Here is a 23,719-nt window from a genome sequence, read left to right as displayed (position 1 = left end):
CTCAACTCGGGACGCTGCACATTTGCGCTTACTAACATTATGCCTTACATTTGAACAAATCGGGTAAAGCTTTTATAGACACAATTGTGTACAACTATTCTCTAAACATGGAGAATAGGATTGCTAATTTTGTCGTTTGATTGCAAGCTCATTTTTCTTTATGTAACAAAAAAATCGTTTTTCTTGAAAAAAGGAGGTCTTCTTGATCACTGTTCTCGTTGTTGATGATCATGAACTCGTACGTACAGGCATTTGTCGTATGCTGGAAGACCACCCAGATGTAGAAGTCATTGGACAAGCTGAATCTGGAGAAGAAGCGATTGCTTTAGTTCGATTGAAGCATCCTCAGGTTGTACTATTAGATGTCAATATGCCAGGAATTGGTGGCGTAGAAACAACACGTCGTCTTTTACAAACAGCACCTGAGACTAAAGTGATTGCTGTTAGTGGTTTAGCGGAAGAACCCTACCCATCGTTGTTATTAAAAGCAGGGGCAAAAGGCTATATCACAAAAGGTGCGCCTATTTCAGAAATGGTACGTGCAATCAATAAAGTGATGCAAGGTGGTAAATACTTCAGTGCAGATATTGCCGAACAGCTTGCGAGTTCTTATCTTTCAGACACACAACAATCCCCTTTTGACGCACTTTCTGAGCGTGAAATGCAAGTCGCAATGATGGTGGTTAATTGTATTAGTGCTCAAGAAATCGCTGACAAATTATTTGTTAGTGTTAAAACTGTAAATACTTATCGCTATCGAATTTTTGAGAAACTAGCAATTGATAGCGATGTAAAATTAACCCATCTCGCCATTCGTTATGGACTCATTAAACCTTAATCATATTAAGTGATCGCTTATGTTGGGAAAAATTGCGTCATCAGTGTCCCAAACCGTTTATCGGCTCGGAATTTGGTATAGTGGATATCGACTGATTATTTCAATCAGTCTGATCCTTATTTACTTACTTACCGCAGAGCAGCTCGCTACCAATTATGATTATCCGTTTTTATATTTTTACACTCTGATTTGTTATATCAGCTTTAATATTTTCCAGCTTTTTTTACTTAAGCTGGTTCCGTTACAAATCAGTAAACAGCTTATTTTTATTTTTATTGTAGACGTGATCTGTTTAAGTTTGATTACATTTTCAGCAGGTGGTCCAAACTTACAACTAAGCTTATTGTACGTTATCATTATTTTCTCCTCAGCCATTCTCCTGAATGCTCATCTTTCACTGATTGTGACGCTTTTTGCTGTTATTATGGTGGTTTACCAGCGTTTCCTTGGCAATTTCTTCGATTACAATAATTTAAATAACTTAGGCAATAGCGCATTACTTGCTTTCTTATTTTTTGTAGTACACGCAATTGGTCGTATTGCCGTTCAACGATTTAAGATTTTAGAAACACTCACTTTTCATCAGTCAATTGAAATTCATCAGCTCCAAAATATTAACCGCTATATTTTGGAGCAAATCGAAGATGGCTACTTGGTTTTAGATACCAGTAACCATATCGTACTGAGTAACCCAGCCGCTAATACATTATTAGGGATTCATATCCCTATTTCTCCTGAAAAAACACCATTACTCAAATGGCAACCTGACCTATTCGAGTTAATTAAATTTAGTGAGTTAGAAGATGGTGAGGAATTTAGTTTTGAATCACAACAAAGTCCTTACACAATTAATGTCCGTGTTAAACACCTAATCGTCCCTGAACAATCATTAATTTTACTTATCTTGAAAGATGCACAAAAACTCACGCAACAAGTTCAACAATTAAAACTCGCCGCGCTCGGTCAACTCTCTGCAAGTATTGCACATGAAATTCGGAATCCTTTAGCGGCAATTGTGCAGGCCAATGAATTATTTAAAGAAAGTGATAGTCATCAACAAGAAATGCTCTGTCGTATGATTAGCAAACAAGCTAGACGTATTGATAATATTGTGCAAGATACATTAGGCATGGCGCGCAACAAACCAACAGAGCCACAAGTCATTCAACTTGCCGATTTTTTTGAAAGCTTATTAAATGAAGATCTAGTCGATGCGAAGCATATGGTTAAACTCAATTTGACAGAACGAATTAACATTCTTTTTGATGAGAAACAATTACGTCAAGTTCTAATTAATCTGATTCGAAATGCCCTGCGGCACAATGCAGCTGATGCTCAATTTATTGAAGTGAATGTAGACTTAAAAGATGGCAGAACATGTATTGATGTGATCGATTTTGGTACGGGTGTCGCAAAACGAGATATTTCTCAGCTATTCAAACCATTTTTTAGTACCGAAATTAAAGGAACTGGTTTAGGATTGTATTTGTCTCACACCTTTTGTGAGGCAAATCATGCAAAGCTCACTTACGTAGAGCGACAACAAGGAGCATGTTTCAGGATTGAATGCTCAAAAATTCATTGATTAGATTAGGTTTTTCGGGGAAATGGCAACTAAACAACCGCTCGTCTTACTCGTAGACGATGAAGAAGACTTATGTCTTTTAATGCAAATGACGCTCGCACGAATGGGCATTAAAACTCATCTTGCCTATCGCGTAGAGCAAGCAAAAAAATTCTTTACCGAGTTTCAGTACGATGCTTGTTTAACAGATTTGAATCTCCCAGATGGCAACGGTCTGGACTTGGTTAAACATGTCACACAAAACTATCCCAACACACCGATTGCAGTATTAACAGCGTATGGCAATATGGATATTGCAATTGCTGCATTAAAAGCAGGCGCTTTTGATTTTGTCAGTAAACCTGTCAATCAAACTCACCTAGATCAATTGATTCAAAAAGCATTGAATCGACCACAGCCTGAACAAGAAGCTGCTGAAAGCGCATTAGAAAATAAACTTCTCATTGGTCGATCTACGCCCATTCAGCAATTACGCATTGCTTTAAAGAAAATTGCTCGATCTCAAGCCCCTGTATTTATTACTGGTGAATCAGGGACAGGAAAAGAAGTTGTTGCCAATTTAGTTCATCGTCTAAGTAACCGTAGTGAAGGACCTTTTATTGCGATTAACTGTGGTGCTATTCCAACAGAGTTAATGGAAAGTGAACTATTTGGTCATAAAAAGGGCAGCTTTACAGGCGCAACCCAAGACAAACAAGGTTTAATTCTTTCCGCACATGGGGGTAGTTTATTCTTAGATGAAATCGCTGAATTACCCTTAAGTATGCAGGTAAAACTGCTTCGTGCTGTACAAGAAAAGAAAATTCGACCTGTCGGCTCAGATCAAGAAATTGATGTTGATTTCCGTGTCATCAGTGCAAGTCATCAAGATCTTGAATTACTAGTGCAACAAGCTCGTTTCAGACAAGATTTATTCTTCCGCATTCACGTCATGGATATTGTATTACCTCCTTTACGTGAACGTGGGCAAGATATCTTATTGTTAGCAAATCACTTTATTCAGAAAATTAGCCAAGAATGGGAAGTCTCAGTCAAAACCCTTTCTTCGCGTGCTGAACAATTCTTATTGCAACAATATTTTCCAGGTAATGTACGTGAACTTCGAAATATTATTGAACGTGCAATTACGCTCAGTGATGATGAAACAATTGATCTTGCTCATCTACAAACTGCACCATTACGTAGTCCAATTCCGACACCAAGTATTTCATTTTCCTCACAAGAAGAAACTGATCATACAACAGCCAGTGCAAGCCCAATGATGGGCTCTAAAAAACTACCGCCAGAAGGTTTGGAACGCTATTTAGAAAATATTGAAAAAGAGATTCTTCTCAATGCACTGAATTTAACCCATTGGAACCGAACGTTAGCAGCTAAGAAATTAGGAATGACTTTCCGTTCTTTACGTTATCGTTTGAAAAAATTTGGTTTAGATACAGAAGATGATGAATAGTCTTAAAAATAAAGCCCCTAAATAGGGGCTTTATTTTTAATTAAATTTTACTTTTTAGAACCAAATCTGTGACGTGTTCCAAATAGCCATCTTCTTTCATTTCAGGTAACAACGGATAACTTTGATTCGGTTGAATCCCTTGACCTTCAATCATGTTCCCATTGGGTGTGTAATAATGTGAGACCGTCATTTGCAGTGCTGCGCCACTCGGTAATGGAAATAATTTCTGTACCACGCCTTTTCCATAGCTATTTTCACCTACAACCCACGCACGTTTATGTTCTTTTAATGCTGCAGTAAATACTTCAGCTGCCGAGGCTGAACGATGGTTGATTAAGATACCTAATTTTATATTTTGAAATTCATTTGAGGGTAAAGCCTGAAATTGTTGATCTCCTTCTGAACGACTTTTTGTCGTCACTATCAATCCTTGATTCAAGAATAAATCTGTTGATTCAACAGCAGCAGACAATAAACCACCTGGATTATTACGCAGGTCAAGAACGACAGCCTTGAGTTTAGTTGTACTATATTCTTCGATTAAACGTTTAATTTCATTCGCTGTATCTTGTTGAAACACTCTAATTTTAAGTACAAGCACCTGATTATGTAGTAAAACAGGTTCAATATCTGTCTCAACCTTTTTGTTTCGAACCAAAATCACCGTACTATTATTATTTTCTGGTTGTATTTGTACGGTACTGCCTATCGAGCCATACAGCAGACCTTGCACTTGATCCTGATTTAAATTTTTTAATTCTTGATTATCGACTTTGAGTATAGCTTGTCCATTACGCAAACCCAACTTACTAGAATCAGATCCTGATTTTAGGTCTTGGATTTGCCATAAACGAGTATGAGCATCGTAATTTAAATTGAAATCAACAGAAGCCAGGTCACCTTCAGTGTATTGAATAAGCTGGCGGTATTCTTCGGCGGATAAATAACGAGAATAACGATCTAAACCGCTCACCAACCCTTTGATTGCTTGCTGAAAAAGTGCATCGTCTGTTTTTTTATCAACGTAGTTATCTTTCACAATCCCATAAATCTGTACAAATTGCTGAATAGATTCAAGTGGCACTTCAGCATTCCGACTTGTAGTCTCTTCCCCCCATCCTGAGGCATGTGTAATAGGTGCAGATAACGTATGCGATCCCCAACACATCAACAAACTCGCAAAGAACCCTCGATAAATGTTGTTGTGTTGGGTCATAAGTTCACCTTATTTTAAAGTAATTAAATTCTTGCCTTGCATGTCTGAAGGTACAGGAATATTCATCAAATGAAGTAATGTTGGTGCAACATCAGCCAATACACCACCCTCTGCAATCGTTGCTTGAGTTGGACCGACATAAATAAATGGCACCAATTCAGTGGTATGTTGTGTATGAACTTGTCCACTGTCGTAGTCTTGCATTTGCTCTACATTACCATGATCCGCTGTAATTAACATATGACCTTTGTTTGCCATTACTGCTTCATAGACACGACCTAAACACGTATCAACGGTTTCAACCGCTTTCACTGCTGCATCAAATACACCAGTATGTCCGACCATGTCACCATTGGCGTAATTGACAACCAGAAGGTCAAACTCACCCGAATTAATAGCATTCACTAACTCATCAGTGACTTCATAAGCACTCATTTCTGGTTTTAGATCATAGGTTGCGACATTCGGAGAAGGAATCAAAATACGTTTCTCTCCTAGATATTCATCTTCACGACCACCGCTGAAGAAGAATGTCACATGCGCATATTTCTCTGTTTCAGCAATACGCAATTGGGTTTTACCCAAACCTGATAAATATTCACCGATGGAATTTTTAAGTTCTTCTGGCATGTATGCAACTGGTGCATCAATACTTGCCTGATAGCGTGTTAGCATCACAAATTTAGATAAACTTGGAACGACTTTACGCGTAAACCCAGTAAAATCTTTCTCAACTAAGGCACGGGTGATTTCACGCGCACGATCAGCACGGAAGTTCATGAAAACCACACTATCGCCATCTTGGATTTTGGCAATTTCACCAATACGTGTTGCTTGAACAAACTCATCATTTTCTTCTGCTGCATAGGCTTGCTCTAAACCTTCTACAGCTGAGTTTACAACACGAACTGCTTCGCCTTCTGTCATTAAACGATAAGCGAGTTCAACACGATTCCAGCGGTTATCACGATCCATTGCAAAATAACGGCCAATCATCGAAACGATACGACCTTGATTTGGATACTGGGCAAATAAAGCATCGAATTTTTCTAATGAAGGCTTTGCGCTACGTGGAGGGGTATCACGACCATCAAGGAAAGCGTGTAGATATACGGTTGCGCCACGTTTTAATGCAAGTTCACACATCGCCACAATATGATCTTCATGCGAATGCACTCCACCTTGTGACAACAACCCCATGACATGGACAGCGCCATTTGCTGTTTTGGCTTTTTCAACTGCATCCACTAACACTTCATGCTCAAAAAAAGCACCTGTCCGAATATCTTTGGTAATCCGTGTAAAGTCCTGATATAAAACACGACCTGCACCTAAGTTCATATGACCAACTTCAGAGTTGCCCATTTGTCCATCAGGTAGGCCTACATCTTCGCCAGAACCTGAAATCAAACTATTTGGATGCTTTGCTTTCATCGCAGTCAGATTTGGTGTTCTTGCTGCTAAATATGCATTATCCTCAACTGCTTCACGATGTCCTACACCATCCATAATTACAAGAACGTGAGGAATTTTGCCAGCATTTGCATCCGTCATAATGGACTCTCTGTTTGTCTATCATTTGATCGGCGTATTTTACCCAAATTTACTGTAATTCTCTATGGCGTTACTGATGGCTTTCATCAATCAAAAGCATCGGGAATCATCTTTATATTCAAGTTTGGGGCTGATCTTGATTAATTATTTTATTGAGCATCTGCGTGATGACTTGTTGGGTATAACTATGTGCCTGAGGCAAACTCGCCCCTTTGGGACCTGCGACATTTAAAGCAGTAATATTATTCTGATAACAAAATAAATAGATACGCTCTGCTGCTCGCTCAATCGAAACCTCATTTCCATCAATAAGCAAATATGCTTTGGACTGCTTGATACATTCTAATAAGGTAAGCTCTGTACCACCTTTGGGATAAATATAATCGAAATAGATAATGACCGTTGCATCACTATCTCGAACATTCTGCTTAGTCCTCTTTCGATAGCCACTCTCTGCTAAAATAATTAAAGGATACTTGTCTGGAATTCTTCCATCTTCTGCCATTCGATCCTCGGGACACCAGCCACCACACGGCACCCCTAAATCTAATGCGGCATCTAAAGCACCTCTATCAACTCCAGTTTGTCCACCAGATATAATTTTAATGTGCATAGAAATCTAATTTTCTACCTTGCTCGATATAATAAATAGCTACCCATCATGAACATCAATACCACTGGTAATAATACGAACCAAGCAGGTGACGGTGCATAAACTAAGCTTGCATAACCTAAAAAGTCTTGTAAATAGAAGAACCCTAACCCAGTGAAAAGTGCGATAACCAAGCGAAAACCCATCGACTGCTGACGCAATGGGCCAAAAATAAATGAACAGGCAATAAGAACCAACGTAATCAGTGCAAATGGAGACGTGACTTTTTTCCAAAAGGCTAATTCATAGGTCTTTGGAACTTGGCTATATTCTGATAAATACTGCATAAAACTAATCAATTGACTTGGAGATAAATCGTCTGGGTCCAAAGTCACCATATGTACATATTTAGGTTGTAAAGCCAATCCTAACGCTTGTTGCTCGTGATCCGTTTTAATCGCATTCCCTTGAGCAAGTAAATCAACCTGATGTGATTTCTCTAAAGTCCACTGACCATCTTTTAAAAATTGGCCTTTTTCAGCAGTGACAAAGGACTGCAATCGATAGTTCTGATCAAAATCAATCGCTTGAATATTACGTAATTGACCTTGGGAATTCGCATAATCAATATAGATAAAACGTTGGCCTTCACGCGACCAATAACCTTTTACCTCACCTAAAGCTGCTACACTACGTTGTTTTTTAATGCTTTGTGCTTTTTCATTGGTATAAGGAATCACCCATTCACTCAATACAAAAGACAATACAATTAAAAGTAAAGCTGAGCGCATCACCCAACCCACTATACGCCACAGGCTGATACCAACCGAACGCATGACGATCAGTTCACTATTCGAAGCAAGAGCACCCAAACCTAAAACAGAGCCGATTAACGCTGCAACAGGTAAAATATCATACAAATAACTCGGTGCACCCCATATCACATATAGGAAAGCTTGCCATGCATTATAAGTTGGTTTCAGCGAGCCTAATTCACCTAAGTAAGTGAATAATATTTGTAAAAAAGATAACACCAGCGTTGTGCCCAGCATTGCAAGGACTGTAGTTTTTGTCACATGTTTGGCGACTATTCGACGTGCTAACATTACAACCCCACTCGCTGAATACTTTTCTTAAGTTTTGGTGCTAACTTTTGTTTCCGTGCAAAAATTGCTGCCGCAATAGCATAAATCATTAATGCGACAGGATAAGCCCAGATGTCTAACTCACCTTTACTAATTCGTGTCTGAATTGCGATCATTAATACAATAAGACTAGCAAAAATAAATATAGATGGAATAAGACGATAATATCGGCCTTGACGTGGACTTACTTCAGATAACGCAACCGCAAGCATCAATCCAACAATAATCACAAATGGACCAAAGATACGCCAACCAAGCTCGCTGCGAATAACAGGGTCATCACGTCTTTCCCATAGCTTAGACATCGATAAAGCTTCAACATCATCGCTTTCAAACTTAACGTCTTTATCATTCTCTAAACGTAAACGATAAGATTGAAATTCTGCTTGGGTATAGCGTGGCTGATTCGGATAAATTTCGTAACGACGACCTTGAACCAAATCAACGACATTTGCCGTATCATTTGCCATTTCGACCCGTGTCGCTTCTTTGGCTAAAATCATCACATCTGGTTTATCTTCACGATCGGCTTTCTGATAATAAAAAATATCTTTTAAATTTTTTCGATCTTCAGAAAGTGAACCTGCGTAAATGGTATAAGGACCTGAAGAAATAAATTCCTTAGGTCGGACCAAATCAAAACCTGCTCGCACTGCTTGTGTTTGCATCAAGCTTTCGTAAGCACGAATTCCAGATGATGAACCCCAAAACATTAATATTGCTTGAACAATCAAAAAAACAAATGTCATCGGCAATAAAAGTTTGGCCAATTGATTACGGCTAACACCACTGCCATTTAAAACTGCCATTTCATGGTCAACATATAGACGACCAAAAACCAGCATGAGTCCAATGAAGAAACCCAATGGCAAAATTAAAGTTAGAAACTCTGGCAAACGATAAGCAATGATACTCAGCAACACACTAGCGTCTAAACGACCCTGTGCAGCTCGCCCAAAAATCTTGATTAACTGCCCACCCATAATAATTAAAGTAAGCAAAGCAGTCACAACCAAAGAGGTGGAGACCACTTGTTTGACGAGATAACGCCGAATAATCAAAGTAATGCTTCCAAAAATAGACCAATCGAGGGGTAGTGCTAGTTTACCCGAATGTTAAAAATATAAAACCTATCGCTTGTTGCGGATTGCAACCTCATATCTGAAAGTGTTTAATGGGCTTATCTTTCTTTTTCGCTGCTTAGGTTCTATACAAACAATGAAATTTACCCTTCATACCGCATTCCCAACACAGTCGTCTAGTGAATCTTTGTGGATTTTGGTTGATTCAGAACAATTACAACAGAACTTAAATAGTTATCAAATCAATCATCTAGAAGATGTTCTGAATGCTACACAATTCAAAGCTGGTTTTAATGAAAATATTGCCCTGATTATCAATGTCGCTGTGCAAGCCAATGCACATTTACTCGGTTTAGGCAAAAGCGCTGAATTGAAAGCGACAAAATTAGCAAAACTCGCACAAACGATTATCAAATCATCACAAAATAAATTTAGACAAATCACCGTAGATCTCAGCGCATTACCAACTGATTTACATTACCTATTTGCCTTAGGTTTAACTCAAGCGGCCTATGCCTATGATGAGTTTAAATCGAAAAAAAATGAGTTCATCTTAGAAACGATTAATCTAGTTGCAAATGAAACTGTACTTAATGATGCTCAATTAAAACTCGTCCAAGCAGTTCAATCTGGACAAAACTATGCTCGAGATTTAGGCAATCGTCCAGGAAATATTTGCTTCCCCGAATACCTTGCAGATCAGGCGATTGCACTTGCAGCACAATACCCTGACCTATTAAAAGTCACTATCCTTAATGAACAGCAAATGGCTGATTTAGGGATGAATGCTTTTCTTGCTGTAAGCAAAGGCTCTGATCGACCAGGCAGAATCATTACACTTGAATATCACGCAAAAGCTGATCAAGCACCTATCGTACTTGTCGGTAAAGGCGTTACTTTTGATACAGGCGGTATTTCATTGAAACCAGGCTTAGGTATGGATGAAATGAAATTCGATATGTGTGGTGCTGCCTCTGTATTAGGTACTATGCAAGCACTTTGCGAAGCTCAACTCCCAATTCATGTTATCGGTGCGATCGCAGCAGCAGAAAATATGCCTTCAGGTCATGCAACACGCCCTGGAGATATTGTGACGACCATGAGTGGTCAAACTGTAGAAATTTTGAATACTGATGCAGAAGGTCGTTTGGTTCTATGTGACACCCTCACTTATATCAAACGTTTTAATCCTGCGCTTGTGATTGATATTGCGACACTTACAGGTGCATGTGTTGTTGCGCTGGGCAAAGTCGTCAGTGGGCTATTCTCTCCAGATGATGAACTTGTACAAGAATTACAACTTGCTGGTGAACAATCACTCGACCGTGTATGGCGTATGCCTGTGATGGAAGAATATCAAGAACTCCTTGATTCACCGTTTGCCGATATTGCCAATATTGGTGGTCCTTATGGTGGTGCAATAACTGCAGCATGTTTCCTTGAGCGTTTTACTCGTGATTACCGCTGGGCACACCTTGATGTGGCTGGGACAGCATGGTTATCTGGTGCAGCTAAAGGTGCAACTGGACGCCCAGTACCGTTACTTATGCAGTTTTTAGCTAATCGTGTTGAAACGAATAACTAATCTATGGCACAAGTTAGTTTTTATTTGTTTGAAAACAGCGTTGAGCGGCAAGTCGAAAGTGCTTGCCGTTTATGTCGAAAAATTCTGAATCAGCACCCACAGATTTGGTGGTATTGTGTTGATTCAAATTTACAAAATGAGTTGGATAACAAGCTATGGAGTTTTGATTCAAGTAGCTTTATTGCTCATGGAATTGATCAGTTGAATAGTCCAGTGTGTATTTCAGCTGAATTACCGCCATCCAATGATTGGATTGTATTTAATTTTAACAATCATGCACTTGAACAAACTCAAGATTTTCGCCACATTATCGAAATTATTGAAAATAATGAAACTGCAAAACAGATCGGGCGAGAGAAATTTAAGATGTATCGTCGTTTAGGCATTGAGCCACGCACATTTAAATTATAAGTCTGTAAATCATAGCATCGTATAAGGAGTGTCGTGTGGCATTAAATGTAGGTCAAGATTTTAAAAAACGTTGGTTAAATACGCCTGAAACTGTACGTCAGACCTATCAGGAAGATTTAGCTCGTATCTGTGATCTACTGTTACCACAAACACAAATCCAAACATGGATACAACTCGAAGAAAAAGCTCAGCTACGCTCTCAACAACGCATTGATCAAGCTTATGCACATTTAAAAGCCGAGTTAATTGAACAAGCACGCGTTCGTAAACAATTAGCTTTGGAAAAAGCTTTAGCAGAAAAACGTGCTGCCCAAGCTGCTTATGCCGCGCAACTGCAAGCAGATGAGTTAAATCAGTTCGAACAACAAACGGAAAATCTTGTTGCCCTTCGACAACACATTGATCAAGAAATTGCACAACAAACTGAACGTTATCAACCAAATCCTGAACAACCAAGTATTGATTATGCGCAGGCTCAACGTGTTCGGATTGATGACCAACAAATCTTATCTGAGCTCGAAAGTGTGCGTGTTCGCTTAGAACTAGAAGCAGAAAACTTAATAGAACAAGCTGTAACTGTATTCCGAGCAAAACTACATGCACTTGCCCAAGATGAAATTGATTACATTCTGAAAAATAGTAAGTTTTCAGATGAAAAATAATAAAAAAGCCCAGTTTAAACTGGGCCTTTTTATGTTTCATTGTTTATTTTAAGAAACCGTTTTCAGCCAAAAATGCCATACTGATGTTCGACTCAGTTTTTTGTTCCGCTGCTCTATCACCCAACAATAAGCGCTCGATATAACGTGCCAGCACATCAACCTCTAAATTAACTTTTGTACCAACTTGCCATGTGCCAATATTGGTACGCTCAGCAGTATGAGGGATGAGATTCAAACTCAGAATATTGCCACGTAGATGGTTAATAGTCAGACTAATTCCATCGACAGTTACAGAACCTTTTTCAGCTAAATATTTTGCCAACTCAACAGGTGCTGTTACTTCAAAATATAATGAACGTGCGTCTTGTCGAACGACTGTAATTTCTCCAAGACCATCGACATGCCCACTCACAATATGTCCACCAAAACGAGTTGTTGGCAACATTGCTTTTTCGACATTGACGGATTGACCCACTTTCCATTGACCTAAAGTCGTTCGATTTAAGCTTTCACGAGACACATCTGCAGCATACCAATTGCTTCCCCACTCGATCACTGTGAGACAAATTCCATTGGTGGCAATTGAATCACCTAAATGCACATCAGACATATCCAAATCAGTTTGAATACGTAGACGTACATCACCGCCTACACTTTGTAAGCTCTCAACCTTACCTAAACTTTCAATAATGCCTGTAAACATGGGAGTTCTAACCTAATCTTATGCAATATATGCCATAGTGAATCGAATACCATAAAGCAAAGCCCTAGAGATAACAAGGGACTCCAAGTTCAAATATCTGCAATAAAAAAGGCGATCCATTGATCACCCTTTTATTATTTTCAATCTTAAATTACTGCATTTCAGAGACACGCTTATTGGCTGTCTGTTTAAGATCAACCGTATTATTTAACAAGAAATGGCTAAAAAATAATTTATAGCCTAATACGCCTAAGCAAGCGCCAACAATCGGTGCAAGGATAGGCACAATAAAATAAGGAATATCACGACCGCCAGTAAAAGCAATTGAACCCCAGCCCGAAAAATAGGCCACAACTTTTGGACCAAAATCGCGTGCAGGATTCATAGCAAAGCCTGTTAATGGACCAAAAGAAGCTCCAATGACAGCAACTAATAAACCAACCAAAATTGGTGCTAAAGCACCACGTGGCAAACCATTATGATCATCCCCAATCGCCATGATGAGCCAAAGCAATAACATAGTGATAAACATTTCCACCATAAACGCCTGTCCAATAGACAATAAATGATGTGGATAAGTTGAGAAAATTCCAGCCAACTCCAAACTCTCTACACTCCCCCGTATCATATGGTGTGTTTGCTCATAATCAATAAATAGATTGCTATACAAACCATAAACCAATAGTGCGCCTAAAGCAGCACCAGAAACTTGAGAAATAATATAGAAAGGAACTTTACGTTTATCAAAACCAGCAAACAATGCTAATGCAATTGTAACGGCAGGATTGAGATGAGCTCCAGAAATACCTGCAGATAGATAAACAGCTAATGCTACAGCCAAGCCCCATACAAGACTGATTTCCCACAGCCCTAAACTTGCACCTGCAAGTTTAAGCGCAGCCACGACACCAATACCAAAAGATAAAAAAACTGCGGTAGCAAAAAATTCAGCTATACATTGCCCCAACAAGCTGGGTTCCGAGCGACTCATCACAACCTCTCTTGGTCAGTGCTGCGTATAGACATGACCTGAAATAAAGCTCGGCAAAATATATTCATTTTCGAAAATGATCAATATTCTTATGGTAGTTTTTCAACCAAATAGTAAAATATTTTTTGTAAATAAAAAAGATTAAACCACGCAATAAGAATAGATAAACAATTGTTTTTAATTAATTTAAAGGTAAATAGTTATTCAGAAAGACTTATTTAAATTCAATGACAATTCATGTAAAAACAATCATTTATTTTATAAAATTATATGTATTAGCAAGAAAGTGAAAAAAATAGAAAATAGACACCACATTATCCAAAAATGGTGTCTACTTGAATTTACCAAAGTGCAAGCTGAGTACTATTGCCTGTCGTATCAACACCACCCAACTCAGCAAAATGATATAACTGCCCTAAAAGTTGTCGTAATGGAGGGCCAGACTTCGCATGGGTATCAGTAATCACAATAAATTCAAGAACACGTGCACGTTCTGATTGACGTTGTTTACTCACTCGATAACGCGGTACATCTTGAGTTAACAAAGTCACTTTACCGCGCTTTAAATTAGCAGTAAGCAAATCTTTAGGCTCAATATTCCCATCAGTTGAATAACTAGTCAAAATATAGCGAGCATTAATTGTTTCCAATAACTTTTCATAAGCTTCTTTCGCATACTTAGAAGAATTATAAGGACTTGGGCGCTCTTTACGCCATGCTCGATCAATTCCACTCTTAAAGCCTTTGGTATCAGGTGATGGTAAATCCACTTGATCCCATAAAGTCAGAGCATTTAAAACATGATAGTTACTGCTGTAGGCATGCTGATTATAAGGTGGATCAAGATAGGCAACATCGACTTCGAAACCACTCATTTGGTTGGCTAAATGTTGTGCATCGACACACCACATTTCAGCCGCAGGTCGTTTGGGATCACCAATCTCACAAAAACGGCTCGGTGTAAGCCATATTAATGACTCAATCCGTTCTAGAGCAGTTTGAGTTCGACCACCCCAACCCTGATGAAAGCTCTTAAATACACCACTGGTATTGCTAACAAAACTTGCCGAATATAAAAGTGGTGCCAATAGAGCACTCATTTCGACATCATTGATTGCACCTTGCGCTTGCCAAGTTGCGATCTGTTGACGAATTGCATCAATACGCATCCCATTACGGCGTTTGAAGAACAAACGGTCACGAGCAGGATCATACACATCATCATTACGTGGACAAAGATTATGTGTCACCCAGCCTTTGACTTCTGGTAATCGATTCAAATAGTCGATCGCTTTTTGATAGCCACCTAACTCTTTAAATGCGGGTGCATCAACACAGGCTAAAATCGCATTGTTCAACGCATGGCTATAAGGCTCCCAGTCATTGGCAATCACACGATAACCATTTTGACGAGCTAAACGAGAGACAACACCACTCCCCGCAAAGAAATCCGCAAAAATCGGTGGGTTCTTTTTCTTGCTATTTAGCGTTCCCGTAATCTCAAGTGCTTCCAAAATGAGATGAAGCAGTCGACGCTTATTGCCTAAATAAGGTACTAACTGATGAAAAAGATATTCGTCAGTCGTACGTGCTGCATGACGACGCTTGTGATAAACCGATGGTTCTGGATTCATATCATCTCTTGGATAGGGAGCAATCTTAGGCGAATATCTTGCCCAAGTTGGGTTACATCGACTAAATCAAAACGCAATTGTTCTGCCATTGTACTAAATTCAGCATTGAACATTGCACGAGCAGATTGACCAAGTAAAGTCGGTGCAACATAACTGATCATTTCATCAACTAAACCTTGCTGTAAAAAAGCCGTTGATAAAGTTGCGCCTGCTTCAACCAGCACATCATAAATTTGATACTGTTGAGTTAAAGTTTGCAATAATTGACTTAAGGGTTGCGGCGTCAATTGTATCACGCCTAAATCAGCAAGTTCTTGACGAAATGGTGTCATCACTATCACTGTTTCAGGATTTTTCAAAATCTTAGCTAAAAGTGGTAACTGTCCTTGTCGGTCGAGTACAACTCGCTTAGGTTGAACCACCGAAGTAAGATCAACTCCCTCCAATTCACGTACATTCAGCTCACAATCATCCGCTAAAACGGTTTGAATCCCTGTAATCACAGCACCCGAAATTGCACGCCAATGTTGTACATCTTGTCTAGCGATTGCTCCAGTAATCCATTTTGATTCTCCTGAAGCCATTGCAGTACGTCCATCTAAACTTGATGCAATTTTCAAACGCACATACGGCGAACCCGTAGACATCGCTTTTAAAAAGCCCAAATTGAGCGTTTTCGCAGTTTCTACACAAAGTCCTGTTTCAACTTCAATACCCGCTGCTTGTAAAATTTGAACGCCTTTTCCCGCGACTAATGGGTTTGGGTCTGAACAAGCTACCACGACTTTCTTTACCTGAGCTTTAACTAATGCTTCTGCACAAGGCGGCGTTCTACCATAATGTGCACATGGTTCCAAAGTCACGTAAGCTGTCGCGCCTTTAGCATGTTCGCCCGCTTGGCGAAGTGCAAAAACTTCTGCGTGGGGTTGACCCGCTTTAGGGTGATAGCCCTCTCCAATCAGCTGCCCATCTTTGACAATAACGCAACCCACATTAGGATTCGGCTTGGTTGAATATTGCCCTAGTCGAGCCAACTCAATTGCTTGCTGCATCCAATATTGATCTTGGGATAAATGAATTTGCGTGAACTCAGACATGATTTCTCTAACTTATGCTTCATTTTCACGTTGTTGCATTTGCTCAATCTGACGACGAAATGCTTCAACATCTTGGAAATCTTGATAAACAGAGGCAAAACGAACATAGGCTACATGATCAAGTGCAAATAAAGCCTGCATCACAATCTCACCAATTGTTCTAGACTTTACATCTCGCTCACCTAAACGTCGAATTTGTGATTGTATATCACTTAAAACCGTTTCAATTTGCTCTTGGGTTACTGGGCGTTTCTGTAAAGCATGCATCAATGAGCGGCGCAATTTTGCTTCATCAAATGGTTCGCTTTTTGAATCGGATTTAATAACTCGCGGCATCACCATTTCATAACTTTCAAAGGTGGTAAACCGCTCACCACAAATCGTGCATTCTCGACGACGACGGATTTGACAACCCTCAGCCGCAAGGCGAGAGTCGATGACTTTACTATCAGCAGCGTTACAAAATGGACAATGCATAATTGTGCGATTATTTACTCACTTTGCTTAAGTGTAGCAAAGTTTCTGCAATTGCTGAACTAGCACACGAAAGGCATAAAAAAACAGCCTTATTCGGCTGTTTTTTTAAACTTCAAAGAATAATGAATTATTCGATACGTTCGCCATGTTGGCTAAGGTCAAGACCCATGCGCTCATCATCAGCACTTACGCGGATACCAATCACAAGATCAATCACTTTAAGGATAATGAAAGTCACTACTGCGCTATATACCATCGTTGCGAGTACACCTTCAAGTTGTACTTTTAGTTGTTCGATGATTGTTGGAGCAAGCGCAACGTTAGCAGCTTTAATGATTTCATCACTGTAGAACACACCAGTAAGAATCGCACCAACGATACCACCAACTGCGTGTAGACCGAAAGCATCCAATGCATCATCTGCTTTAAGGAGACGTTTAAGTGCAGTAATACCCCAGAAGCACACTACACCACCGATTAAGCCCATGATTAATGCACCACCCACACCAACGAAACCAGCAGCAGGAGTAATCACAACCAAACCAGCAACCGCACCTGATGCACCACCAAGTACTGAAGCCTTACCACGAACTAGACGTTCAACAATCAACCAAGAGAATGCAGCAGCGGCAGCAGCAACTTGAGTTACAAGAATTGCCATACTTGCACGAGCGCCAGCACCTAAAGCACTACCACCGTTAAAGCCAAACCAACCTACCCAAATTAAGCTTGCGCCAATCACAGTGAGAGTAAGGTTGTGCGGTGCCATTGATTCGCGACCTAGACCAGCACGTTTACCCAACATGTATGCAGCCACTAAACCAGCTACACCTGCGTTGATATGTACAACTGTACCGCCTGCAAAATCTAAAGCACCAGCTTTGAATAACCAACCATCAGCGGCCCAAACCCAGTGAGTAATTGGTGCATAAACCAAGATTACCCAAACTGCAATAAACGCCATGAATGCTGAATATTTCATACGATCAGCAATCGAACCACTAATAATTGCAACAGTGATGATGGCAAATGTCATTTGGAAAATAACAAACAAGCTTTCTGGAATAGTTCCACTTAAGGCATCAAATGCCACGCCATTTAGCATGGATTTGGCAAAGTCACCGACATAGGCACCTGAACCAGAGAATGCAAGCGAATAACCAACGATAACCCAAATTAAGCTGACTAGAATTGCCGCAGAAAGGCTAAACATCATGGTGCTGAGTACGTTTTTCTTACGAACCATACCACCATAAAATAGAGCCAAACCAGGAATAGTCATCAACAGAACCAGTGCTGTTGAAACGAGAATCCAAGCTGTATCGCCTGTATCAACTTTTGCAACTGGTGCAGGAGCTGGAGCAGCTTCTACAGGAGCAGGAGCTTCTGCTGCTACAGTGACAGTTGATGCAGCCGCCGTATCAGACGCTGCTACAGTTTGTTCAGCAATGGGTGTTGATGCAGCATCTTCTGCCCAAACCATCGCTGAACCACCTAAGAGTGCGCCAGATAGACTGAGCGCCATAAGCATTTTTTTCATTCGTGTCCCCCAACCTTATTTTGTGAGCTATTTCTCTTAATTCTAACTCAGCAAACTTTGTGCCAATTTAGACAGCATCTGGTCCAGTTTCACCAGTACGAATACGGATGACTTGTTCCAAATTCGTGACAAAGATTTTACCGTCACCAATTTTTCCAGTGCTTGCGACACGAGTGATAGATTCAATAACCGCATCGACCATTTCATCGCTAATCGCAATTTCAATCTTTACTTTCGGTAAAAAATCAACGACATACTCTGCACCACGATACAGTTCAGTATGACCTTTTTGACGACCAAAACCTTTTACTTCAGTTACGGTAATCCCTTGAACACCAATATCAGAGAGTGCTTCACGCACATCATCGAGTTTGAATGGTTTTACAATTGCAGTTACAAGCTTCATGTGTGTTTTCCTTCGGCTTATTTTCACCAGTAAGGTTTTATGTTCAATTTTCATGCCAATATTTGAAGGTTGGGGATTTTCAAACCATTAGCAAGAGCTTTCTTTATAACCTATTTGGGCGTCAAGATGTAGATATTCAATCGAAAATAAGTTTCATTTGCTCCTGTTTAACTGAATTTAGATATCGGTGGCATCAATGCGTTGAACAGGGCTATGGGATTACTACAAGCAATGGTACACTTGCCTACAAATACATATAACCTATTGAGCGCTTCATGATTGAAACTCTTTTACAAGCCATTCTTAAACAAGTTGATCAACCTAAAAAAGATTTAGAAAAAAATTTACGTGCTTTGCTCAATGAAAGCATCGAAAAATTAGATTTAGTCTCTAAACAAGAGCTGGAACGCCAGAAAATAGCGCTAAATTTGGCAAACCAACGCCTCGCTGCACTGCAACAGCAAATGAATGCACTACAAGAGATGGTGCAGAAGCAAAAATAAGCACTAGTTTAGCGCAACAACAAATAAAAATGATTAAAAATAAAGCACCATGATGGAACAATAATAAAATGTCTTTCGCAAAAATTTACACGAGGGGTTTATTGGGTTTACATGCCCCTCAAATCGAAGTTGAAGTTCATATCAGTTCAGGACTCCCCTCCTTAACCATTGTAGGTTTAGCTGAAGCCGCTGTAAGGGAAAGTAAAGATCGAGTTAGATCAGCAATTATTAATAGTGGTTTCTTGTTTCCAACCAAACGTTTAACGATTAACTTAGCACCTGCGGATCTTCCCAAAGATGGCTCCCGTCTAGATTTACCGATCGCACTAGGAATTTTGATTGCTTCAGGTCAACTTCCTGAAAATTGTACTGAAGGATTTGAATTTACTGGTGAACTTGCATTAGATGGACATTTACGTCCTGTTTCGGGAATATTGCCAATTGCGATGGCTTGCCAACAAGCCCAACACCGCTTATTGGTTCCTACTCATAATCTAGAAGAAGCCAATCAACTCCCGCAGTTCGAAGTGTATGCTGCTAAGCATCTGCAAGACGTATGCGCACACTTTTTGGGCACTTCTTATTTATCAGCGTCGCCCAAACATGAAAATTTAACCACTACTCAGTATCAATTTGATCTTGCAGATGTCAAAGGTCAATTACGTCCTCGTCGTGCACTAGAAATAGCAGCAGCGGGTGGACATTCTTTACTTTTCAAAGGTCCACCTGGTACAGGTAAAACATTACTGGCTTCTCGGTTACCTTCTATTTTGCCACCACTCAATGCCCAAGAAAATTTAGAAGTCGCAAGTATTTATTCAGTTGCAAATGCTCAGCATACTTTTGGTCAACGACCCTTCCGTGCACCACACCATACTGCGTCAGCGATTGCATTAGTTGGAGGCGGTTCACAACCTAAACCAGGTGAAATTACGCTTGCACATTTAGGCGTATTATTTTTAGACGAATTACCTGAATTTGACCGCAAAGTTTTGGAAGTTCTCCGACAACCTCTAGAATCGAAAGAGATCGTCATCTCTCGTGCGGCAAGACAAATGACATTCCCAGCGAATTTTCAATTTATTGCAGCAATGAATCCATGTCCTTGTGGCTACGCATTTAATCAAGATAGCCGCTGCCAGTGCTCAGTAGAAAATATTCAACGCTATCAAAATCGTATCTCAGGTCCATTATTAGATCGTATTGATTTACATATTGATGTGCCACCTTTGCAGACCAAAGAACTACAAGATCAAAGTCCGACAGAAAGTTCTACAATTGTGCGGCAACGCGTGATGAAAGCTTATGATAAACAAATGTTAAGACAGCAATGTTTGAATCAGGCACTTTCTCCAAATTTGCTAGAACAATATGCTCAATTAGATGAAAATTCAGCCAAAATCATCGAAATGGCTCAAAAGCGACTTAATCTCTCAGCACGCGCCTATCACCGTGTACTTCGTGTTGCACGAACCATAGCCGACTTGGCCGAAAGCGATATCATTTTAACAACCCATTTAACAGAAGCCTTATCTTATCGAGGCTAGATAGAAAATTACATGAATCAAAAATTGCCTTTATTAAAACTAAAAACTAGCGACATTGAACGTGGGCTGAAAGTCGTCAATCGTACGAAACGTTTTATTGTTTTTGTTCCTGCCTTATTACATGGCGGCGAAGCACTGATTTTTCCATCGCAAAGTCGTTACTCAGGTCAACAAATTAAGCAAGGGAGAGGTATTGTTTTTTATAATGGGGTTGACTCTGCATGGCAAGCAGCTCTAGGTAATGGTGAAGACTGTATTATTATTAATGACATTACTTCATCACAAGCATCGTTATTACTCGAAAAATATCATGCTCTTTTAGGACAAAATAAAAATCTGAACTTACAAAGTATTAAGACGCTTTTAGCATACGCCAAACAAGAATTGAACATTATTGATTTTTATAATAAACGTGCATCCAGTGTATTAAGGGATACTAAAATTATTGATGAAAACAATCCATTCTTTATGGAAGTAACTAAACAAGACGTTCACAAAGCATTATATATTCCACATGGATTCATATTTGATGGTCCCGTCCAACAAGTATATCCTCAAGGAGCAGTGATGGTGAGTGATAAGAAAAGATGCTGGGGTGTAGGAACAGATGTATTTCTAAGAGGTTATCGAAAAATAGAAAATGGTAAAGAATACAATTTAATAAGTATTGAAAATGATTTTGGAGAAAGGTTTACTTTCTCCAAATAATCAACCCCATATAAAAAGGCTGAGAGATATCTCAGCCTTTTTACTAAATAAAATGTCTTTAAAAAGCGTAACCTAAACCCAAAACAACTTTATTTTTTTGCTTTGTTTCATCACGAGTATAGCCACCAAAGATATAGTCTAAACTCCAAGTTGCACCAGTATTACCTAAAGGATGTGACAATCCAAGAGTTGCGTGACGGAAAGCAAAATCAGTTTTGGTAACATCTCCTGCTTTGGCTTGGTAAGCTAAATACTCATCATCATCACCATAATAATAGGCTGCTAATTGAGCTTTACCCGTAAAACCACCAGCTAATTTTGGTGCATAGGTTGCTAGGAAATAAGTATCACCTTTATTTCCAAAAGTGACATTATTTAATAAAGTTTGTGCTGTAATACTCAAATCTTTATAACTTAAGCCGACAATGGTTTCATACCCAGTTGATTCCCAACCTGGATAATAGTAATAAACCGTACCGCCAATTTGATAACCAAGATCATCTGTAATCTTACCTTTATAACCAGCATATAAATCATTTTCAAATGACTTCTTATCTTCGTTTACATAAGTCGGTGAGGTATTTAAATCTGCATATGCAGCAGTTAAGGTCGAAAACCAGTATCCCAAATAGAATCCACTATCATGCGTATAATCAAGTCCACCTTGTACTGCAGGTGTATCACTTTCAGGTGAATTTGTCATACCACGTAGATTATAACTAGATACTACGTTTATATTGCCTGTAATTGTCCCTGGAAATGGTAGCTTTGTTTCTTCAGCCAAACTTAAAGTTGATGTTGTAAATACCATCGCTAGAACTGTAGCTTTGCATGCAAATTTCATCATATTGATTTCCCCCATGATTTAGATATTCAACTGATTTATGTTCTAAATTGCATCATGATGAAATTTGCAAATGCTGTGCCAAAAGTAGAATTTAAATTTAAATTAAATACAAGCTATTGATTATAATTATATTTATTTTATTTTACTATTAATCAATCAACCGCCCACGACAAGCATGCGATAATAAAATGCATCTTTAAATATAGAGGCGCACATAATTAGCACCTATTTTGAATATAAAGTTTTCGTTTTTTATTTTCTAAAAATGAATAAAAAAACCAGCATATACGCTGGCTTTTTAAAGGTTTATAAATGTTTTTTAAATTAGAATGTTTTAGTCAAACTAAATAAAACACCTGTGTCATAAGGTTTTTTGTCATTATCACTCATACCTGAAGTACTTACATTTGTTCCAACAACATCAACTTCAGCGAGGATACCTAAGAAGTTATAATTTACACCAACTTTGTAGTCGATATAATTATTATCTTTTCCAGGACCACCAGCAACAATACTTAAAGAATCTTTATTTTTTAATTTATTATACCCTACTGAAGCTAAACCTGTTAAACCAGTACTTGCAATTGGCGCTGAGTAACCTAAGTTAAAATACCAAAAATCATCAGTTCTCCCCCAGTAATCAGGTGAATAATTCACACCTACACTTAGAGCATCGCCTGCTAATAATGTTTCAGGGAAAGTTAGCTTACCAAATACTTCTGTAAAAGCTAAACCTTTCTTATCATTATATTTATTCACAGCATTAGATTTGGAACCTATATATCCATAATGAATTACACCTACATCATAGGTTGGTTTAATTTTATCTGTTAAGGCAAAACTATTAGTAAAACCTAATGTAGCATCAGTTTCAGTTGAAACACCAGGAATACTAAAGTCAACACTTGAACCCCAAAGTGCTAAATATGCGCCCGACGTATGTGAAAATGTAAATCCACCTTGAATCGCAGGATTATTCGAGGATTGTGTCACACCACGAAAACGATAATCTGTTACAGCTGAAACATTGCCCGATGCAGTAATACCATATAATGAAGGTTTATCTTCTGCCATAGCAAAAGTCGAAGTCACAGCAAAAATACTTAACGCGATCGCCTTACATGCAAATTTCATCATATTGAT

Annotated in this window: 23 protein-coding genes; 9 read left to right on the top strand and 14 right to left on the bottom strand. The window is 39.1% G+C overall.

The genetic code is table 11. The annotated features are described in order from the left end of the window. Positions 1 to 202 precede the first annotated feature (202 nt). The 3 genes from AAV96_RS08055 to AAV96_RS08045 are packed head-to-tail and all read left to right on the top strand — an operon-like array spanning position 203 to position 3,876. The gene (locus AAV96_RS08055; RefSeq protein WP_005163158.1) at positions 203 to 838 is read left to right on the top strand and encodes a response regulator; all 636 of its coding nucleotides are present in this window, start codon (positions 203 to 205) and stop codon (positions 836 to 838) included. A gap of 19 nt (positions 839 to 857) precedes the next feature. Continuing rightward, entirely contained in the window at positions 858 to 2,423 is a 1,566-nt protein-coding gene (locus tag AAV96_RS08050) for a sensor histidine kinase (RefSeq protein ID WP_046738939.1), read from the top strand. Positions 2,424 to 2,445: 22 nt separating this feature from the next. Then, positions 2,446 to 3,876, top strand: coding sequence for a sigma-54-dependent transcriptional regulator (locus AAV96_RS08045; RefSeq protein WP_046738938.1), 1,431 nt, complete (start codon positions 2,446 to 2,448; stop codon positions 3,874 to 3,876). A 40-nt stretch (positions 3,877 to 3,916) separates the two neighbouring features. Here the strand turns inward: AAV96_RS08045 and AAV96_RS08040 are convergent, their stop codons facing one another. From AAV96_RS08040 to lptF, 5 genes are all read right to left on the bottom strand, one after another. After that, positions 3,917 to 5,092 carry a S41 family peptidase gene (locus tag AAV96_RS08040; RefSeq protein WP_046738937.1) on the bottom strand — a complete coding sequence of 392 codons (1,176 nt, stop codon included), beginning with the start codon at positions 5,090 to 5,092 and terminating at the stop codon, positions 3,917 to 3,919. Between the two features lie 9 nt (positions 5,093 to 5,101). Then, on the bottom strand, positions 5,102 to 6,646 hold the full coding sequence (gpmI, locus tag AAV96_RS08035; RefSeq protein WP_046738936.1) for a 2,3-bisphosphoglycerate-independent phosphoglycerate mutase: 1,545 nt from the start codon (positions 6,644 to 6,646) through the stop codon (positions 5,102 to 5,104). Positions 6,647 to 6,764: 118 nt separating this feature from the next. After that, entirely contained in the window at positions 6,765 to 7,259 is a 495-nt protein-coding gene (locus tag AAV96_RS08030; protein WP_046738935.1) for a putative molybdenum carrier protein, read from the bottom strand. 14 nt (positions 7,260 to 7,273) lie between these two features. Beyond that, entirely contained in the window at positions 7,274 to 8,344 is a 1,071-nt protein-coding gene (gene lptG / locus AAV96_RS08025; protein WP_004659432.1) for an LPS export ABC transporter permease LptG, read from the bottom strand. Then, the gene (gene lptF / locus AAV96_RS08020; protein WP_004659434.1) at positions 8,344 to 9,444 is read right to left on the bottom strand and encodes an LPS export ABC transporter permease LptF; all 1,101 of its coding nucleotides are present in this window, start codon (positions 9,442 to 9,444) and stop codon (positions 8,344 to 8,346) included. Before lptF ends, lptG begins: the two co-directional genes overlap by 1 nt. Positions 9,445 to 9,601: 157 nt before the next feature. Here lptF and AAV96_RS08015 point away from each other — a divergent pair, with 157 nt between their 5' ends. Genes AAV96_RS08015 through AAV96_RS08005 form a run of 3 tightly spaced genes read left to right on the top strand, consistent with a single transcriptional unit; the run spans position 9,602 to position 12,123 of the window. Then, complete coding sequence (locus AAV96_RS08015; RefSeq protein WP_046738934.1) at positions 9,602 to 11,050, top strand: leucyl aminopeptidase; 1,449 nt, start codon at positions 9,602 to 9,604, stop codon at positions 11,048 to 11,050. A gap of 3 nt (positions 11,051 to 11,053) precedes the next feature. Continuing rightward, a complete protein-coding gene (locus AAV96_RS08010; protein ID WP_046738933.1) occupies positions 11,054 to 11,461 on the top strand; it encodes a DNA polymerase III subunit chi in 408 nt (135 codons plus the stop codon). A gap of 35 nt (positions 11,462 to 11,496) precedes the next feature. Beyond that, positions 11,497 to 12,123, top strand: coding sequence for a hypothetical protein (locus AAV96_RS08005; protein ID WP_046738932.1), 627 nt, complete (start codon positions 11,497 to 11,499; stop codon positions 12,121 to 12,123). Positions 12,124 to 12,166: 43 nt separating this feature from the next. On the opposite strand, the gene AAV96_RS08000 is transcribed toward AAV96_RS08005, so the two are convergent. From AAV96_RS08000 to glnK, 7 genes are all read right to left on the bottom strand, one after another. Continuing rightward, positions 12,167 to 12,826: a riboflavin synthase gene (locus tag AAV96_RS08000; RefSeq protein WP_046738931.1), complete on the bottom strand. Its 660-nt coding sequence runs from the start codon at positions 12,824 to 12,826 to the stop codon at positions 12,167 to 12,169. 151 nt (positions 12,827 to 12,977) lie between these two features. After that, on the bottom strand, positions 12,978 to 13,817 hold the full coding sequence (locus AAV96_RS07995) for an MIP/aquaporin family protein (RefSeq protein ID WP_046738930.1): 840 nt from the start codon (positions 13,815 to 13,817) through the stop codon (positions 12,978 to 12,980). Positions 13,818 to 14,158: 341 nt separating this feature from the next. Further along, positions 14,159 to 15,451, bottom strand: coding sequence for a DNA adenine methylase (locus AAV96_RS07990; protein ID WP_004659442.1), 1,293 nt, complete (start codon positions 15,449 to 15,451; stop codon positions 14,159 to 14,161). Beyond that, entirely contained in the window at positions 15,448 to 16,548 is a 1,101-nt protein-coding gene (gene ribD / locus AAV96_RS07985) for a bifunctional diaminohydroxyphosphoribosylaminopyrimidine deaminase/5-amino-6-(5-phosphoribosylamino)uracil reductase RibD (protein ID WP_046738929.1), read from the bottom strand. The genes AAV96_RS07990 and ribD overlap by 4 nt, the downstream gene beginning before the upstream one ends. A 12-nt stretch (positions 16,549 to 16,560) precedes the next feature. After that, entirely contained in the window at positions 16,561 to 17,025 is a 465-nt protein-coding gene (gene nrdR / locus AAV96_RS07980) for a transcriptional regulator NrdR (protein ID WP_004659444.1), read from the bottom strand. A 127-nt stretch (positions 17,026 to 17,152) separates the two neighbouring features. Then, positions 17,153 to 18,565, bottom strand: coding sequence for an ammonium transporter (locus AAV96_RS07975; RefSeq protein ID WP_046738928.1), 1,413 nt, complete (start codon positions 18,563 to 18,565; stop codon positions 17,153 to 17,155). A 67-nt stretch (positions 18,566 to 18,632) separates the two neighbouring features. Then, on the bottom strand, positions 18,633 to 18,971 hold the full coding sequence (gene glnK, locus AAV96_RS07970) for a P-II family nitrogen regulator (protein ID WP_000780326.1): 339 nt from the start codon (positions 18,969 to 18,971) through the stop codon (positions 18,633 to 18,635). 275 nt (positions 18,972 to 19,246) lie between these two features. Here glnK and AAV96_RS07965 point away from each other — a divergent pair, with 275 nt between their 5' ends. From AAV96_RS07965 to AAV96_RS07955, 3 genes are all read left to right on the top strand, one after another. Then, positions 19,247 to 19,474: an accessory factor UbiK family protein gene (locus tag AAV96_RS07965; protein ID WP_046738927.1), complete on the top strand. Its 228-nt coding sequence runs from the start codon at positions 19,247 to 19,249 to the stop codon at positions 19,472 to 19,474. A 68-nt stretch (positions 19,475 to 19,542) separates the two neighbouring features. Next, positions 19,543 to 21,021, top strand: coding sequence for a YifB family Mg chelatase-like AAA ATPase (locus AAV96_RS07960; RefSeq protein WP_046738926.1), 1,479 nt, complete (start codon positions 19,543 to 19,545; stop codon positions 21,019 to 21,021). Positions 21,022 to 21,033: 12 nt separating this feature from the next. Further along, a complete protein-coding gene (locus AAV96_RS07955; RefSeq protein WP_046738925.1) occupies positions 21,034 to 21,729 on the top strand; it encodes a hypothetical protein in 696 nt (231 codons plus the stop codon). 58 nt (positions 21,730 to 21,787) lie between these two features. Here AAV96_RS07955 and AAV96_RS07950 read toward each other — a convergent pair whose 3' ends face one another. Together AAV96_RS07950 and AAV96_RS07945 are read right to left on the bottom strand one after the other, a co-directional pair. Beyond that, entirely contained in the window at positions 21,788 to 22,576 is a 789-nt protein-coding gene (locus AAV96_RS07950) for a TorF family putative porin (RefSeq protein ID WP_005218751.1), read from the bottom strand. Positions 22,577 to 22,900: 324 nt separating this feature from the next. After that, a complete protein-coding gene (locus AAV96_RS07945) occupies positions 22,901 to 23,713 on the bottom strand; it encodes a TorF family putative porin (protein WP_046738965.1) in 813 nt (270 codons plus the stop codon). Between the last annotated feature and the right edge of the window lie 6 nt (positions 23,714 to 23,719).

Origin of the sequence: Acinetobacter sp. AG1 (assembly GCF_001005525.1) — a bacterium.
In the GTDB taxonomy this organism is placed as follows: Bacteria; Pseudomonadota; Gammaproteobacteria; order Pseudomonadales; family Moraxellaceae; genus Acinetobacter; species Acinetobacter modestus.
The sequence above is the reverse complement of the archived record's forward strand: the minus strand, read 5'-3'. Positions and strand labels throughout refer to the sequence as shown.